Origin of the sequence: Stenotrophomonas sp. SrG, assembly GCF_050031795.1 — a bacterium.
GTDB lineage: Bacteria > Pseudomonadota > Gammaproteobacteria > Xanthomonadales > Xanthomonadaceae > Stenotrophomonas > Stenotrophomonas rhizophila_A.
In genome coordinates this window covers 105,072-118,994 of record NZ_JBNBBE010000007.1, presented here as the reverse complement: position 1 = coordinate 118,994, position 13,923 = coordinate 105,072, and the positions used below count along the sequence as shown (strand labels likewise).

The window sequence follows — 13,923 nt, the reverse complement described above, 5'->3', positions numbered from 1 at the left end:
GTCAGTGCTCCGCCTTGGCCAGCACCCAGGCCGGCACCGGTTTGAGGTCACGCACCAGGCCCAGCGCGGCCATCGCGCGCAGGCCGTACCAGGTGATGTCCACTTCCCACCAATAGAAGCCTTGGCGCACCGTGCCCGGGAAGAAATGGTGGTTGTTGTGCCAGCCTTCGCCGAAGGTGAGCAGGGCCAGCCACAGGTTGTTGCGGCTGTCATCGCCGGTGTTGAAGCGGCGGCTGCCAAAACGGTGCGCCAGCGAATTGATCGTCACCGTGGCGTGGAACAGCACCACCGTGGAAATGAAGAAGCCCCACACCAGCATCTGCCCGCCGCTGGTGCCCAGGCCCGGCGCGACGTGTTCCAGCAATACGCCAAGCCCGTACAGCGCAGCGGCCAGTGCCACCGGCACCAGGGTGTCGAAACGGTCCAGCCAGCGCAGCTCCGGATACTTCGCCAGGTCCGGAATGCGCGCCCAGTCGGTGCGGAAGCCTTCGGTGGTGAGGAACCAGCCCATGTGGCTCCACCAGAAGCCATGCACGGTGGGCGAATGCGGGTCGGCAGCGGTTTCGGTGTGGCGGTGGTGGTTGCGGTGGTGCGCGGCCCACCACAGCGGACCGCGCTGCACGCTGGCCGCGCCGATCAGCGCGAACACGAACTGCACCACGCGCGAGGTGCGGAAGGTGCGGTGCGCGAAGTAGCGGTGGTAGAAGGCGGTAATGGCGAACATGCGCACCGCGTACAGCGCCAGCGCCACGCCTACCGCCACCCACGACACCCCCACCCAGATCACCGCCAGGCAGGCCAGGTGCATGCCCACGAAGGGAATCGCCCGCAGCCAGTCCACGCGGTTGCCACTCCCACCGGTGGCCGGCGCGGCGGCGCCGGTGTCGAACCAGCGCAGCACGGTGGCCCAGCGGCCGCGCGGGGCGCGGGCGGGTTGGTCGGGGGTGGAACGGGACAGCATGTCGCGCGTCTCCTGAGCGGTTCATCAGGAGATACGCAGGCCGGCGGCGTTTGGATGCACCCCTTCCGAAAAATAATTCGGGAAGGGGTGGCCGTTACAGGTTGGCGATGTCGCCCTTGGCGATGACCGGACCGGTCGGAATGCCCTGCGGCGCGCCGCTCGACGGTTCCAGCGTGATCGCCAGCACCGACCCGTTCACAAGTACATCACGCAGCGCGTCGGGCACGGCCACGGTGTGGGCACGGTTGATGGATACCAGGCCCAGCGAACGCGGCGCACCGCCGGCCGGAATCAGCCACAGCTCCGGTGCGCGGCCAGCCGCATCGGCCGGTGCGGGGACGGGCACCATCAACACCTTGCCCTGTGCCTTGTCGACCGAGGCCAGCCAGCCGGGCGTGCCATCGTCGTGCAGCAGCGGGGTGACCGGCTTGGTCGCCTGCTCCGGCTCGGCCGGGGTCGGCGCCGGGGTGACGGCCACCGGGGTGGACGGTGCGGTGGGCAGCGGCTGGCGGTTGAACACCGCCACCAGTGCCAGCGCCGCCGCCAGGGCAGTCATGCCCTGCCAGAAGCCGGTGCGTTGCCAGAGCCTGGGCGCGGCGGTCACCGCCGGCCAGCCCAGCTCGCTGCGGATGCGCGGCCACAGGTGCGCCGGCACCGCCTCGCTGCCGAGCTCCTCCAGCAGCGGGGCCAGCCGCACCTGCCACTGCTCGACCAGCCGGGCGAAGCCCGGGTCGGTGGCGATGCGGTGTTCGATCTTGAGGCGCTCGGCGGCGTCGTGCACGCCCAGCACGTATTCGCCGGCCAGGATGTCGGCGCTCGGCGGCTGGCCGTCGTCTTGGATATCGTGAAGGTCGCGGATGTTCATCGTTCGAGGCACACCCGCAGTTGGCCCAGCCCGCGCCGGATCCAGCTCTTCACCGAACCCAGCGGCGAACCGATGCGGCGGGCCAGCTCCTCATAGCTGGCACCGTGCAGGAACGCACTGCGGATCAGCGAGCGGCGGCGCGGTTCCAGGGTATCCAGGCAATCATCCAGACGCTCGCGGTCGGAGGCGTGCTCGGCCGCCTGCGCCGGCTGCGGCGCGAAATCGGGAATCTCTTCGGCCACCGACAGGTCATCCAGCGGGCGCGGCGGCGCCGAGCGCAGGCGATCAATCGCGCGGTTGCGCGCCATCATCGAGAGCCAGGTCATGGCCGAGGCCCGCGTGGCATCGAACTGGGTGGCCTTGCGCCAGACCGTGGTGAAGACGTCCTGCAGGACCTCTTCGGCATCGCGGCGGTCGCGCAGGGTGTGCAGGCAGATCGCGAACAGCCGGCCCGAGGCCAGCTGGTAAACGGACTCGAACGCCTGGCGGTCGCCCTCGGCCACCTGGACCAGAAGCCGGTCCAGGCGTGTTGATGCGGCGGTATCGGAAGCATCCAGCTCAGGCATCGCGGGCTCGGTGTCGGCAGGTAGCAAGCCTGCATGGTCGTTGCTCCTGAGGTCGGCTGCAAGGGGGTATTCATGAGTCGCATGTCTTCACCAACGCTTGCCCCCGCGCCGTGGCAAGCTCGGCCGCGCTGGCGGCTACGGGCGGCGAGGGAAACTCCACGCGCACCTGCGGGTAGCGCCCCTTGTGGTCGCGCACGTTGCCGGTGCCGGTGAACTGCAGCAGGCGCTGGTCGGCGCTGGCATAGATGAGGGTTACCGCCGGCACCGCGAAGCCGAACCAGGCATCGAGCTTCATCTGCAGCTGCTGCGCCGGCTGCCCTTTCCAGGTGAGCGCTGCGGTGCGTTGCAGCTTCAACGGCACCAGCCGCTGGCGGCTGGGCAGCAGGAACTGGAACGCCACCGGCTGCCCTTCGAGCAGGTCTGACCAATGCCGCCGCACGGCGGCGTCGAAGCCGGCATCGACGACCGCGCCTGCGGGCACCTCCAAGGCGCGGCTGACCGGCTTGGCGTCTGAAGTGGCACGCACATACACCGTGCGCGCCGCACCATTCCCACGCACGCCTTCCTGGTAGCCGTCGCGGCCGTCCTCCAGCGCGAAATCCGGCGTCTGCGGGCTGCCCTGCGGCGTCATCCACTTGCGCGCGAAGGGGCGGCCGTCCGCGCAGCGGTACAGCACCAGCCGCGACAACGCCTCGGGTGGCCCCTGCAGCCAATGCGTCTCGCGATAGAGCAACGCCCCACCATCCGCAGCGAAGGCGCGCCCTTCCTGCCGCTGCACGGCCTGGGCAGATGCCAGCAACGGGAACATCAGCAGAAGCAGTCCAGCCGAGCTGAGAGAGAGGCGGCGCATGCCGGTTTCCATGGGAGGTTGCTGGAGAGATACGCGGCAAGTGGGCGCTCGGATGCAGGCGCTGGCCTTGTTTTAGATGCAGCCTCTCGAAAAGCGGATTTCATTACGCAATTTTGATGTCGTGACACGGGTTGCGTTTACGCGGCCAGATGTTGCGCAGCATGTGAGACCACACGCCCGCATGCATACAGAGCACCTTGCGGAGCTTTTTTTAATACCGCTTGACGTTACTACCGGATAGCGGTAGCATTCTTCCTCAAGAGATCTTCATGGCCATCGTCTCGTTCCGCTGCGTTGCTACCCGCGGCCTGTTTGTGGGTAAGCGGATCAGGCACTTCCAGGCCGTTCAGCGTGTCGCGATGCGAAAGCTGGTCATGCTCGATGCCGCCACCCGGCTTGAAGACCTCAAGGTGCCGCCTGCCAATCGTCTCGAGCGACTGCACGGCGACCGAGCTGGGCAATGCAGCATCCGCATCAACGACCAGTACCGGATCTGCTTCATCTGGACGGACGTTGGTCCGGCGGATGTTGAGATCTGCGATTACCACTGAGGACTGCCGCCATGCGTTCCATCCCCTACCCGCATCCTGGTGAGATCCTTCAGGAAGAATTCCTGGCCCCGTTCGGCCTGACTCAGTATCGGCTCGCCAAGTCGATCGACGTCAAACAGACTCGGATCAGCGAGATCATCGCCGGGCGCCGGGGCATCACGGCCGACACGGCCCTGCGGCTCGCTCGGTTCTTCGGTACCAGCGAGGGCTTCTGGATGAACCTGCAGATGTCGTACGACGCGGACAAGGCGCGCGAGGAGTTGGCCGAAGTGCTGGCTCGCATCGAACCGTATCAGCCCGCCGCCTGATCCAGGACCTGCCCTCCCCTTGACCGCCGCCGCAACTCGGCCTACCTTGTGCTCGCCGAAGGTATCCATCTCTTCATGCAGATGAAGGGATGGGTTTAAACGGGAATCCGGTGACGGTGCCTTGCGCACCCATTCCGGAGCTGCCCCGCAGCGGTGAGTGGAAACGAAACCTGCCAACAGCACTGGGCCTGGCGCCTGGGAAGCGGCAGGAAGTAGGTGGGCCCCGTGCCCGTGTCCATCAGCCCGAATACCGGCCCTGGCCGGAGGACACGACCGTCCTCTGATTCGACCTGGAACGTCCGCGGGGAGGTTGCCGGGGCCTGCCGCCATGCGTTCTGCGTGGCGCTGCCCCCCGTGCGTCCGCTTCACGGCATCCGGTTCGCCCGCGGGGGCGAAGGTCGCTGGCGGGGCGGACACGGCAGCAATGGCGTGGGAGCCGCGCAGTTCCTTCGTTCCTCAATGCCGCTACTGCAATGAGGACACGTTCCATGACCACTGTTACCAACCTGGGTTTCCCACGCATCGGCGCCAAACGCGAGCTCAAGCGCGCGCTGGAAGCGTACTGGTCCGGCAAGAGCAGCGCCGAAGCGCTGCAGGACACCGCCACCGCCCTGCGCACCACGCATTGGCAGCTGCAGCGCGATGCCCGGGTGGATGTGCCGCCCAGCAACGACTTCAGCCTGTACGACCAGGTGCTGGATGCCGCCTTCCTGTTCGATGCCATTCCCGCCCGCTACCGCGCACTGGCCGATGCTGATCCGCTGGCCGGCTACTTCGCCATGGCCCGCGGGCTGCAGCGCGATGGCTTCGACCTGCACGCGCTGGAAATGACCAAATGGTTCGACACCAACTACCACTACCTGGTGCCCGAACTGCAGGCCGGCCAGGGCTTCGCGCTGCGCGGCGACAAGCCGCTGGCCGAATACCGCCAGGCCAAGGCGCTGGGTATCGAAACCCGCCCGGTGCTGATCGGCCCGGTGACCTTCCTGCTGCTGTCCAAGACCACCGACGGCAGCCCGGCGCTGGACCTGCTCGATGCGCTGCTGCCGGTGTACGTGCAGCTGCTGGGCCAGCTGCATGACGCTGGCGCGCAGTGGGTGCAGCTGGATGAGCCGGCGCTGGTGCAGGACCTCAGCCCGGAGGCGCGCGCTGCCTTTAAACACGCCTATGCGGTGCTGGCCAAGGCCGCCCGCCCCAAGGTGCTGGTGGCCACCTACTTCGGCGCATTGGACGACAACCTGGAACTGGCGGCCTCGCTGCCGGTGGATGGCCTGCACGTGGACCTGGTGCGCGCACCGGAACAGCTGGATGCGGTGATCAAGGCCCTGCCCGCCGGCCGCGTGCTCTCGGCCGGGCTGGTCAACGGCCGCAACATCTGGCGTACCCACCTCGACAACGCGCTGGTGCTGGCCCGCTACGCCCACGGCCAGCTGGGCAGCGATTTCCTGTGGCTGGCGCCGTCGTGTTCGCTGCTGCACAGCCCGGTGGACCTGGCGCATGAGAAGAAGCTGGACGATGAACTGCGTGGCTGGCTGGCGTTCTCGAAGCAGAAGCTGGAAGAGCTGCGCGTGCTGGCCGATGCGATCGACGCGCCGGCCCGCGCCGAAGCCGCGCTTGAGCTCTCGCGCGAGCGCATCGCCTCCCGCAAGCGCTCGCCGCGCGTGCACAACCCCGCCGTGGCCGCGCGCCTGGCCGCACTGACCCCGGCCGATGCACAGCGCCACAGCCGCTACCCACAGCGCCACCTGGCCCAGGCCGCCGCACTGAAGCTGCCACGCTTCCCCACCACCACCATTGGTTCGTTCCCGCAGACGCTGGAAGTGCGCGAAGCCCGCGCCCGCAACAAGTCCGGCACCCTGCCCGACGCCGACTATGATGCGTTCCTGGCCAGCCAGACCGAGCACTGCGTGCGCATCCAGGAGCAGATCGGGCTGGACGTGCTGGTGCACGGGGAGTTCGAGCGCAACGACATGGTGGAGTACTTCGGCGAGCAGCTGGAGGGCTTTGCCTTCACCAAGAACGGCTGGGTGCAGAGCTACGGCTCGCGCTGCGTGAAGCCGCCGGTGATCTACGGTGATGTGACCCGCCCGCAGCCGATGACGGTGCGCTGGTCGCAGTACGCACAATCGCTCACCGACCGCCCGATGAAGGGCATGCTGACAGGTCCGGTGACGGTACTGCAGTGGTCGTTCGTGCGCGATGACCAGGCCCGCGCCGATACCTGCCGGCAGATCGCGCTGGCGCTGCGCGATGAGGTGCTGGACCTGGAGGCGGCCGGCATCGGCGTGATCCAGATCGACGAGCCGGCCATCCGCGAAGGCCTGCCGCTGCGCAGGGCACAGTGGCGCGAGTATCTGGACTGGGCCGTGGAAGCGTTCCGGATCAGCGCCAGCGGCGTGCGCGATGCCACCCAGATCCACACCCACATGTGCTACTCCGAGTTCAACGACATCATCCACTCGGTGGCGGCAATGGACGCCGACGTGATCTCCATCGAGACCTCGCGTTCGCGCATGGAACTGCTGGATGCCTTCGTGCGCTTCCAGTACCCCAACGAAATCGGGCCGGGCGTGTACGACATCCACTCCCCGCGCGTGCCGGACAAGGAGGAAATGCTCTCCCTGCTGCGCAAGGCCGCCGAGGTGCTTCGCCCCGAGCAGATCTGGGTGAACCCGGACTGCGGCCTCAAGACCCGCGGCTGGCCGGAGACCCGCGCCGCACTGGAAGCGCTGGTAGCGGCGGCCCACCAGCTGCGCGCCGAAACCGCCGACGCCAACGCCGCCTGACCTTTCCACTGTTGCACAAGGACCCCGCTGCCGCCGTTGCCGGCAGCGGGGTCAATGGATTTCCGCATGACCGATTTCATCCGCCCCACCCTCACCCTGCCAGGTGGCCACGACAAGCTGTTGCTGCATTCGTGCTGTGCGCCCTGCTCCGGCGAGGTCATGGAGGCCATCACCGCTTCCGGGATCGACTACACGATCTTCTTCTACAACCCCAACATCCACCCGGCACGCGAGTACGAGCTGCGCAAGCAGGAGAACATCCGCTTCGCCGAGCAGCATGGCGTGCCCTTCATTGACGCGGACTACGACACCGACAACTGGTTCGCCCGCGCCCGTGGCATGGAGAACGAACCCGAACGCGGCATCCGCTGCACCATGTGCTTCGACATGCGCTTCGTGCGCACCGCGCTGTACGCGCATGAGCATGGCTTTCCGGTGATCAGCAGCTCGCTGGGCATCTCGCGCTGGAAGGACATGAACCAGATCAACGACTGCGGCCACCGTGCTGCTGCCCACTACCCCGGCATCCAGTACTGGGATTACAACTGGCGCAAGGGCGGTGGCGCCGCGCGCATGGTGGAGATCAGCAAGCGGGAGCAGTTCTACCAGCAGGAGTACTGCGGCTGCGTGTACTCGCTGCGGGATGCCAACCGCCACCGGCGCGAGAACAACCGTGAGCGGATCAAAATCGGCCTGTTGTATTACGGCCAGGACAACGACCCGCCCAAGGGCGATTGACGTACGCCAAGGGGGCCGCCACGCTGGTCGCCCCCTCCGTTGCGCTGGACCTGCCATGACCGCCCTGCCCGCCGATGTGGCCCTGCTGGTAATCGACCTGCAGCCGGACTTCATGCCCGGTGGCGCGCTGGCCTGCGAGGAAGGGGATGCGCTGGTAGCGCCGATTGCCGCCCTGCTGGCGGAACGCCGCTACCGCACGGTGGTGGCAACCCAGGACTGGCACCCGGCCGACCACGCGTCGTTCGCCAGCCAGCATCCGGGCAAGCTCCCGTTCGAGACCATCCTGCTGCACGCGCAGCCGCAGACCTTGTGGCCGAACCACTGTGTGCAGGGCAGCGAGGGCGCCGTGCTGCACCCGGGCGTGGACTGGACCGTGGCCGACCTGATCCTGCGCAAGGGCACCCGCCGTGAGGTGGATTCCTATAGTGCGTTTCGGGAGAACCACGGCCCAGACGGCACCCGCCCGGCTACCGGGCTGGCCGGCTGGCTGCACGAGCGTGGCATCCGCGAAGTGCATGTGTGCGGGTTGGCGCGCGATTACTGCGTGCTGTGGAGTGCACAGGACGCGGTGAAGGCAGGGTTCCGGGTGAAGTTCCACTGGGAGCTGACCCGGCCCGTGACGGAAGCCAACGACGGGATGGTGCGCGAGGCGCTGGCCAAGGCCAAGATCGCAGTGATCTAGCGTACGGGACTGGCACCCCACCGAATGGACGTAGCCGCTGACCCCGCATCCGGTAGGTCACGACCGTTGGTCGTGACGGACCATCAAGTGCGGCGGAGGTCTGCGTATCCGAGCTTAGGGTTCCCGACAAGCGATCAACCGATTGAACTCGGACACCCATCAAATGAAAAGGCCGCGCACCCCAGTGGGCTGCGCGGCCTCTATTGCATGCCGCAGCGGGAAGGCAGTCCCCTCCCGCTGCCCGGCATCACAGCGCGATGCGGATACCTGCGTTGACGCTGCTGTTCTCCACGCCCGACCCCTGCTCGGTGCTGACGCCACCGTACAGGTAGCTCGACGCTCCCAGGCGCACGGTGCCCTGCAGTTGTGCCCGACAGAAGGCCTTGCCCGCCTCGGCGGCAGACAGGTCCACGCGCTCGCCGGCCAGTGCGGTAGTCACCGTAGCCTGGCGGCGGCTACCCGGGGCCGGCCATTGCCCGCTCCAACCCCCCAACCGCCAGTCGCGCGGACTCCAGCAGACGGGCATGCTCATGCCCTCGGCGCGCATTCGTGGACAGCCCCATCATCACCGTGGTCATGTAGTCCATCACCCGGTCAGCGGCTTCCGGGTGGCGAGCTGCGACGAAGTCACGGATCGCCGCTTCAGCTCCCACCAGGAACACCATGGCCGCCCGCTTGGCGTCCCCGTCGATGGACTGCACCCCTTCAATGACCATGCACCCGGACGCGCCCGCCTTGCCGGCGTAGCGGCAGGCGGCTTCCTCAAGCACGGCAGCCAGGCACTCGACGACGGGCCGGGCCGGATCCAGCAGTTGCTGCAGCGGGATCGCCCCGTCACATGCATACCGGTCCAGCACCTTGCCAAAGAGCTGCGCCTTGCTGCCGAAGGCGGCATAGAAGCTGGGCGGATTGATCCCCAAGGTGCCGGTGATGTCCGCCACGCTGACGTCGTCATAGCTGCGCTCATGGAACAGCTGCTGCGCGGTGGCCACGGCAGCGTCGGGGTCGAACGCCCGGGGCCGACCCCGGGGTCGAGATTGTTTTGTATCGACCACTATTAAATTCCTTGACACCCGTCGAATGTCATTTCTATAGTGGATGCTACATTACTCACTCAGGCGTGTCCAACAATGGCTTTTGAGAACAAGAAGGTGCTGGTACTCGGCGGCAGCCGAGGCATTGGCGCGGCGATCGTGCGCCGCTTCGTGGCGGACGGGGCGTCGGTGACGTTCACCTACAGCGGGTCCCCGAATGCGGCGCATGCGCTGGCCGCCGAAACCGGCGCGACGGCCGAGAAGACCGACAGTGCGGACCGTGACGCGGTGATCGCGCGGGTTCGGGACACCGGTCCGCTGGACGTGCTGGTGGTGAACTCGGGCATCGCGATCTTCGGCGATTCATTGGAGCAGGACCCCGACGCCGTGGATCGCCTGCTGCGCATCAACGTGCATGCGCCGTACCACGCCTCGGTCGAGGCGGCGCGCACGATGGGCGACGGCGGCCGCATCATCGTGATCGGCTCGGTGAACGGCGACAGGATGCCGGTGCCGGGCATGGCGTCCTACGCGGTGAGCAAGTCCGCGTTGCAGGGGCTGGCACGCGGCCTGGCACGGGACTTCGGGCCGCGCGGCATCACGATCAACATCGTTCAGCCGGGCCCCATCGATACGGATGCCAATCCCGAGGATGGCCCCATGAAGGATCTGATGCACAGCTTCATGGCGATCAAGCGTCATGGTCGCCCGGAGGAAGTGGCGGGCATGGTGGCCTGGCTGGCCGGGCCGGAGGCAAGCTTCGTGACTGGCGCGATGCATACGATTGATGGTGCATTTGGGGCTTGATGCGCGCACGCTGTTGGCGATGTGCACTGAGCGCAATGACCAGACGCTGCGGCATTGATGGACAGCGCTTGGGTACCGCGGCGCGGCGTATGGGCCGGCGACGAACATGGCTTGCCCCTCCCGCCCGTGTAGGAAGAAAACGAAATGAGCACCTCCAACCGCCAACACGGCCAGCTTCGGCGTGCCGTGGGAATCGGCTTATGGTTACGTGCAGGCCGTGCGCGTGAACAATTCGATCTTCGTGTCGGGACAGCCCTTTTCGTAATCGATGTGCCGGCCGCGTTCGCCGCCAGCAGCAAGGTCAGGCCCGCCGTCTATGGCCAGCCTGTTCCCCAGGTGGCCAGCAACCTCATCGGGGTTTCAGCGCTCGCCTTCCCCGAACAGTTGATCGAGATCGCGTCCCGCGCTGAAGTGCAGTCGTAGCCCGACCCCTGAAGCGAAGGAGCACCCCGGCGCTGACTTGGAAAGCCCGCAGGCGCATTAACGCCCGCGGGCCTTCCCCACGTCGGCTCCGCAGCTTACATACCCAGGTCGGACAGCCCCGGGTGATCATCCGGGCGGCGCCCTAGTGGCCAGTGGAACTTGCGTTCGCTGTCCTTGATGGGCATGTCGTTGATGCACGAGAAGCGGCGCTCCATCAGACCATCCGCGCCGAATTCCCAGTTCTCGTTTCCATAGGAGCGGAACCAGTTTCCAGAGTCGTCGCGCCATTCATAGGCGTAGCGCACCGCGATGCGGTTGCCGGTGAATGCCCACAACTCCTTGATCAGCCGGTACTCAAGCTCTTTCTTCCACTTTCGGGCAAGAAACTGCCGGGCTTCCTCGCGGCCGTTGGTGAACTCGGCGCGGTTTCGCCACTGGGTGTCGAGCGAATAGGCAAGCGCCACTTTGTCGGCATCGCGGGAATTCCAGCCATCTTCTGCCAAGCGAACCTTCTGGACCGCCGATTCGAGAGTGAACGGGGGAAGGGGGGGACGGGGTGCTTCTGCGGACACGGTGGGGCCTCCAATGGAAATGGATGAACGGGGTACTGCGGCGGGATTTCGGTTACTGCGGCGTTAGCGCGTGGCTTGCTTCAACAACAACTGCGCAACATCCCTTGCGGTGTCTGCGGCGTCGTAGTCACCCATCACGCGCGATACGGTGATGGCGCCTTCCATCAGAACCAGCAACTGCTGCGCCAGAACGGCCGGCTGCGCGATGTTCAGTTGCCCGGTGAGCTCCAGCGTGTAATCGAGCAGTTTCTGTTTGTGGTGCTTGGCGATCCTGCGGATCGGGTCGTGGGAATCGCCGACCTCGCCTGCCGTGTTGATGAAGGCACAGCCGCGATAGCCCTCTGACTCGAACCAGCCTTTGAGCACCGTGAACATGCCCAGGATGCGCGCTTCCGGGCTGCCGGCCTTGTCGCATTCCTGCCTGAACCAATTGAGCCAGCGCACGTCCCGCGCGTTCAACGCGGCTGCGGCAACCTGGTCCTTGTTCTCAAAGTGTCGGTAAATGCTCTTGCGCGCAACGCCTGAGGTCTTCACCAGCAGATCCATGCCGGTGGCATGTATTCCGTTCTGGTAAATCAGCGCCTCCGCCGTGTCCAGGATCTTCAGTCGGGTGTCGGTCGTTTTCTTATCCATGGCGCCAAGGTAGAACGATCGTTCTACCTTGTCAACCATTGCGTGCATCCAGAAGGCGAACGCCGTGGGCTCTAAGAGCTGGCTGTTCAACCGCTGCCCAGGCTCGGCCCTCAGCCCGCTGACGCATGCTCCGCCGCAAACGCGCCGTACGTACGCAGCGGCCGCCCCAGCAACTGCATCAACCGCTCCACGTCACCCGCGCCCGGCAGCATGCCGTCGCTGATGAATCGCTCGGCCATCTGTCGCATGTCGTAGGCCATCCACGCCGGCATGAACTGGCGCAGGTTCTGCTCGAAGGCGGCCGTGTCATCGCCGCCGTAGGCGATCGGGCGGTTCAGCACATCGCTCCAGATGGCGGCCACCTGTTCTCCGGTGAGTGCTTCCGGGCCCACCAGGTTGATTCGGGTCAGCGCTCGGTTGTCCGGCGCCTGTTCGCGGTTGAGCAGTTCGATGGCGGCAATCTCGGCGATGTCGCGGGTGTCGATCATCGCCAGCCCCTTGCTGCCAATCGGCATGGGGTACACACCATAGCCCTGCACCACGTCCTTGATGGTGAGGTCGTTGTCGATGAAATAGGCCGGGCGCAGGATCGTGGCGCTGAAGCCCATCTGCTCGATCATGCGCTCCACGCCGAACTTGCCGGCGAAGTGCGGCACGTTGACGTAGCGGTCGCTGTGGACCACCGACAGGTACACCACGCGCTTCACCCCCGCCTCGCGGGCGACGTTGAGGGTGATGAGTGCCTGGGTGAATTCGTCGGCGACCACGGCGTTGAGCAGGAACAGCGTGGAGACGCCCTCGAGCGCTTGGCGGAGGGCATCCACGTCCAGCATGTCGCCCTGCACCAGTTCCACGGTGGCGGGCAGGTTGGCGGTGGCGGGGGTGCGGACCAGTGCGCGAACGTTTGCGCCGCGCTGGATGAGGTGCTGGACGACCTGACGGCCGATGGTGCCAGTGGCGCCGGTAACAAGAATGGTCATGGGGTACTCCGGGTGGGTGGTGAGGCCTCATGGTTATTGATCCGCTTGCGGGCCGATAGCCCATATACTTGGACCACCTGTCTCGCTGGTGGAACACATGGACCTGCTGGCCTTGGCCGACTTCAACTTGGTGGCGCGGCACGGCGGGTTTGGCCGTGCCGCGCGCGCAGCGGACCGCCCGAAGGCAACACTCTCGCGCCGCGTGGGTGAGCTGGAGGCCAGCCTGGGGGTGCGGCTGTTCGAGCGTGGCTCGCACACGCTGAAGCTCACCGAGGAAGGTCGGGCGCTGTTCGAGCGCACCGAGACGCTGCTTACCGAACTGGATGAAGCGGCCACGTCCATTGCCTCAGGCGGCGACACGCCCCGTGGGCGGCTGCGCGTAAGCGCACCGATGCTGTTCTCGCAGATGGCGCTGGGCAGGATCGCCGCCGAATTCGTGAAGCGCTACCCACAGGTGCGGCTCGATGTCACCACCGAAGACCGCGCCGTGGACATGGTGGAAGAAGGCTATGACCTGGTGATAAGGGTCAATCCGGATCCGGATGAGCGGCTGGTGGGGCGGGTGCTGATCCGGGGCCGCCTGGTGGCGGTAGCGCACCCGGACCTGCCCCTGCCCGCGATGGGCGAGACGGCGCCTGCGGTGTTCCGGCCTTCCAGCGATGCCACCGGCTGGGACGTGGTGACGCCGCGTGGCGAGATGCGTATCGCGGTGGATCCGGTGCTGCGCCTGGGCGCACTGACCATGGTGCGCGATGCCGTACGTGCAGGCACCGGCGCGGCGATGCTGCCCTTCTCGCTGGTTGCCGGCGATCTCAGGGAGGGCGCATTGGTGTCGTGGGGAGATGCAAAGGCGCCGCCCATCGAGATATGGGCGCTGTACCCATCGCGACGGCTGCTCAGCTCAAGGGTGTCGGCGCTGCTCGACCTGCTCAAGGAATCCTTCCCCGAGGGTCGGGCGGAGGAGCTGGCTGCGTTCGCAGGCGGGGGCCGCTTACGGCCAGAAGCGGAAACTCGCGCCACCCCCGATAAAACTTCCTAATCCCAACCGCTGAGGTTGTCTTCTGTCGGGAGCAGATCGGCTATGCCGAGGCGACGACGGAGTCTGACAGCTCATGCGCATGACACGAGCGATGCGTTCAGCATTGCCTCTCTAACAGCCCCCCTGCC

Annotated in this window: 17 protein-coding genes and 1 riboswitch; of the genes, 8 read left to right on the top strand and 9 right to left on the bottom strand. The window is 66.5% G+C overall.

The window, feature by feature from the left end; genetic code table 11:
- Nucleotide 1 precedes the first annotated feature (1 nt).
- From ACQG3P_RS08700 to ACQG3P_RS08685, 4 genes are all read right to left on the bottom strand, one after another.
- Nucleotides 2–961: an acyl-CoA desaturase gene (locus tag ACQG3P_RS08700; protein WP_426804803.1), complete on the bottom strand. Its 960-nt coding sequence runs from the start codon at nt 959–961 to the stop codon at nt 2–4.
- 94 nt (nt 962–1,055) lie between these two features.
- Nucleotides 1,056–1,826 carry an anti-sigma factor gene (locus ACQG3P_RS08695; protein ID WP_426804802.1) on the bottom strand — a complete coding sequence of 257 codons (771 nt, stop codon included), beginning with the start codon at nt 1,824–1,826 and terminating at the stop codon, nt 1,056–1,058.
- Nucleotides 1,823–2,392, bottom strand: a complete 570-nt coding sequence (locus ACQG3P_RS08690) for a sigma-70 family RNA polymerase sigma factor (protein WP_068848483.1) — start codon at nt 2,390–2,392, stop codon at nt 1,823–1,825. The genes ACQG3P_RS08695 and ACQG3P_RS08690 overlap by 4 nt, the downstream gene beginning before the upstream one ends.
- Nucleotides 2,393–2,462: 70 nt before the next feature.
- A complete protein-coding gene (locus ACQG3P_RS08685) occupies nt 2,463–3,242 on the bottom strand; it encodes a hypothetical protein (RefSeq protein WP_426804801.1) in 780 nt (259 codons plus the stop codon).
- A 269-nt stretch (nt 3,243–3,511) separates the two neighbouring features.
- On the opposite strand from ACQG3P_RS08685, the gene ACQG3P_RS08680 reads away from it, so the two are divergent.
- The 5 genes from ACQG3P_RS08680 to pncA all read left to right on the top strand — a co-directional run bounded on the left by ACQG3P_RS08680 (nt 3,512) and on the right by pncA (nt 8,307).
- Nucleotides 3,512–3,793: a type II toxin-antitoxin system RelE/ParE family toxin gene (locus ACQG3P_RS08680; RefSeq protein WP_249833529.1), complete on the top strand. Its 282-nt coding sequence runs from the start codon at nt 3,512–3,514 to the stop codon at nt 3,791–3,793.
- An 11-nt stretch (nt 3,794–3,804) separates the two neighbouring features.
- Complete coding sequence (locus tag ACQG3P_RS08675; protein ID WP_426804800.1) at nt 3,805–4,101, top strand: HigA family addiction module antitoxin; 297 nt, start codon at nt 3,805–3,807, stop codon at nt 4,099–4,101.
- 41 nt (nt 4,102–4,142) lie between these two features.
- A riboswitch (cobalamin riboswitch) is annotated at nt 4,143–4,374 on the top strand.
- A 215-nt stretch (nt 4,375–4,589) separates the two neighbouring features.
- The gene (gene metE / locus ACQG3P_RS08670) at nt 4,590–6,887 is read left to right on the top strand and encodes a 5-methyltetrahydropteroyltriglutamate--homocysteine S-methyltransferase (protein WP_426804799.1); all 2,298 of its coding nucleotides are present in this window, start codon (nt 4,590–4,592) and stop codon (nt 6,885–6,887) included.
- Nucleotides 6,888–6,953: 66 nt separating this feature from the next.
- Nucleotides 6,954–7,625, top strand: coding sequence for an epoxyqueuosine reductase QueH (locus tag ACQG3P_RS08665; RefSeq protein ID WP_426804798.1), 672 nt, complete (start codon nt 6,954–6,956; stop codon nt 7,623–7,625).
- A gap of 55 nt (nt 7,626–7,680) precedes the next feature.
- A complete protein-coding gene (gene pncA / locus ACQG3P_RS08660; RefSeq protein WP_426804797.1) occupies nt 7,681–8,307 on the top strand; it encodes a bifunctional nicotinamidase/pyrazinamidase in 627 nt (208 codons plus the stop codon).
- Nucleotides 8,308–8,554: 247 nt separating this feature from the next.
- Here pncA and ACQG3P_RS08655 read toward each other — a convergent pair whose 3' ends face one another.
- On the bottom strand, nt 8,555–8,746 hold the full coding sequence (locus tag ACQG3P_RS08655; protein WP_426804796.1) for a hypothetical protein: 192 nt from the start codon (nt 8,744–8,746) through the stop codon (nt 8,555–8,557).
- A gap of 16 nt (nt 8,747–8,762) precedes the next feature.
- A complete protein-coding gene (locus ACQG3P_RS08650) occupies nt 8,763–9,362 on the bottom strand; it encodes a TetR/AcrR family transcriptional regulator (RefSeq protein WP_426804795.1) in 600 nt (199 codons plus the stop codon).
- Between the two features lie 75 nt (nt 9,363–9,437).
- Between ACQG3P_RS08650 and bdcA the strand changes: the two genes are divergently transcribed.
- On the top strand, nt 9,438–10,148 hold the full coding sequence (bdcA, locus tag ACQG3P_RS08645; protein WP_426804794.1) for an SDR family oxidoreductase: 711 nt from the start codon (nt 9,438–9,440) through the stop codon (nt 10,146–10,148).
- A 144-nt stretch (nt 10,149–10,292) separates the two neighbouring features.
- Entirely contained in the window at nt 10,293–10,571 is a 279-nt protein-coding gene (locus ACQG3P_RS08640; protein WP_426804793.1) for a hypothetical protein, read from the top strand.
- A gap of 95 nt (nt 10,572–10,666) precedes the next feature.
- Here ACQG3P_RS08640 and ACQG3P_RS08635 read toward each other — a convergent pair whose 3' ends face one another.
- The 3 genes from ACQG3P_RS08635 to ACQG3P_RS08625 form a co-directional block, all read right to left on the bottom strand.
- A complete protein-coding gene (locus tag ACQG3P_RS08635) occupies nt 10,667–11,143 on the bottom strand; it encodes a nuclear transport factor 2 family protein (RefSeq protein WP_320458398.1) in 477 nt (158 codons plus the stop codon).
- Between the two features lie 63 nt (nt 11,144–11,206).
- The gene (locus ACQG3P_RS08630) at nt 11,207–11,776 is read right to left on the bottom strand and encodes a TetR/AcrR family transcriptional regulator (RefSeq protein WP_426804866.1); all 570 of its coding nucleotides are present in this window, start codon (nt 11,774–11,776) and stop codon (nt 11,207–11,209) included.
- 110 nt (nt 11,777–11,886) lie between these two features.
- Nucleotides 11,887–12,756 carry an SDR family oxidoreductase gene (locus ACQG3P_RS08625; RefSeq protein ID WP_426804792.1) on the bottom strand — a complete coding sequence of 290 codons (870 nt, stop codon included), beginning with the start codon at nt 12,754–12,756 and terminating at the stop codon, nt 11,887–11,889.
- Between the two features lie 97 nt (nt 12,757–12,853).
- Between ACQG3P_RS08625 and ACQG3P_RS08620 the strand changes: the two genes are divergently transcribed.
- A complete protein-coding gene (locus ACQG3P_RS08620; protein WP_426804791.1) occupies nt 12,854–13,795 on the top strand; it encodes a LysR family transcriptional regulator in 942 nt (313 codons plus the stop codon).
- Nucleotides 13,796–13,923 lie beyond the last annotated feature (128 nt).

What these genes read in the sequence shown, in the direction of transcription:
- ACQG3P_RS08700 (WP_426804803.1), bottom strand. Translation starts at nt 961, where the DNA reads ATGCTGTCCCGTTCCACCCCCGACCAACCCGCCCGCGCCCCGCGCGGC.
- ACQG3P_RS08695 (WP_426804802.1), bottom strand. Translation starts at nt 1,826, where the DNA reads ATGAACATCCGCGACCTTCACGATATCCAAGACGACGGCCAGCCGCCG.
- ACQG3P_RS08690 (WP_068848483.1), bottom strand. Translation starts at nt 2,392, where the DNA reads ATGCCTGAGCTGGATGCTTCCGATACCGCCGCATCAACACGCCTGGAC.
- ACQG3P_RS08685 (WP_426804801.1), bottom strand. Translation starts at nt 3,242, where the DNA reads ATGCGCCGCCTCTCTCTCAGCTCGGCTGGACTGCTTCTGCTGATGTTC.
- ACQG3P_RS08680 (WP_249833529.1), top strand. Translation starts at nt 3,512, where the DNA reads ATGGCCATCGTCTCGTTCCGCTGCGTTGCTACCCGCGGCCTGTTTGTG.
- ACQG3P_RS08675 (WP_426804800.1), top strand. Translation starts at nt 3,805, where the DNA reads ATGCGTTCCATCCCCTACCCGCATCCTGGTGAGATCCTTCAGGAAGAA.
- metE (WP_426804799.1), top strand. Translation starts at nt 4,590, where the DNA reads ATGACCACTGTTACCAACCTGGGTTTCCCACGCATCGGCGCCAAACGC.
- ACQG3P_RS08665 (WP_426804798.1), top strand. Translation starts at nt 6,954, where the DNA reads ATGACCGATTTCATCCGCCCCACCCTCACCCTGCCAGGTGGCCACGAC.
- pncA (WP_426804797.1), top strand. Translation starts at nt 7,681, where the DNA reads ATGACCGCCCTGCCCGCCGATGTGGCCCTGCTGGTAATCGACCTGCAG.
- bdcA (WP_426804794.1), top strand. Translation starts at nt 9,438, where the DNA reads ATGGCTTTTGAGAACAAGAAGGTGCTGGTACTCGGCGGCAGCCGAGGC.
- ACQG3P_RS08640 (WP_426804793.1), top strand. Translation starts at nt 10,293, where the DNA reads ATGAGCACCTCCAACCGCCAACACGGCCAGCTTCGGCGTGCCGTGGGA.
- ACQG3P_RS08630 (WP_426804866.1), bottom strand. Translation starts at nt 11,776, where the DNA reads ATGGATAAGAAAACGACCGACACCCGACTGAAGATCCTGGACACGGCG.
- ACQG3P_RS08625 (WP_426804792.1), bottom strand. Translation starts at nt 12,756, where the DNA reads ATGACCATTCTTGTTACCGGCGCCACTGGCACCATCGGCCGTCAGGTC.
- ACQG3P_RS08620 (WP_426804791.1), top strand. Translation starts at nt 12,854, where the DNA reads ATGGACCTGCTGGCCTTGGCCGACTTCAACTTGGTGGCGCGGCACGGC.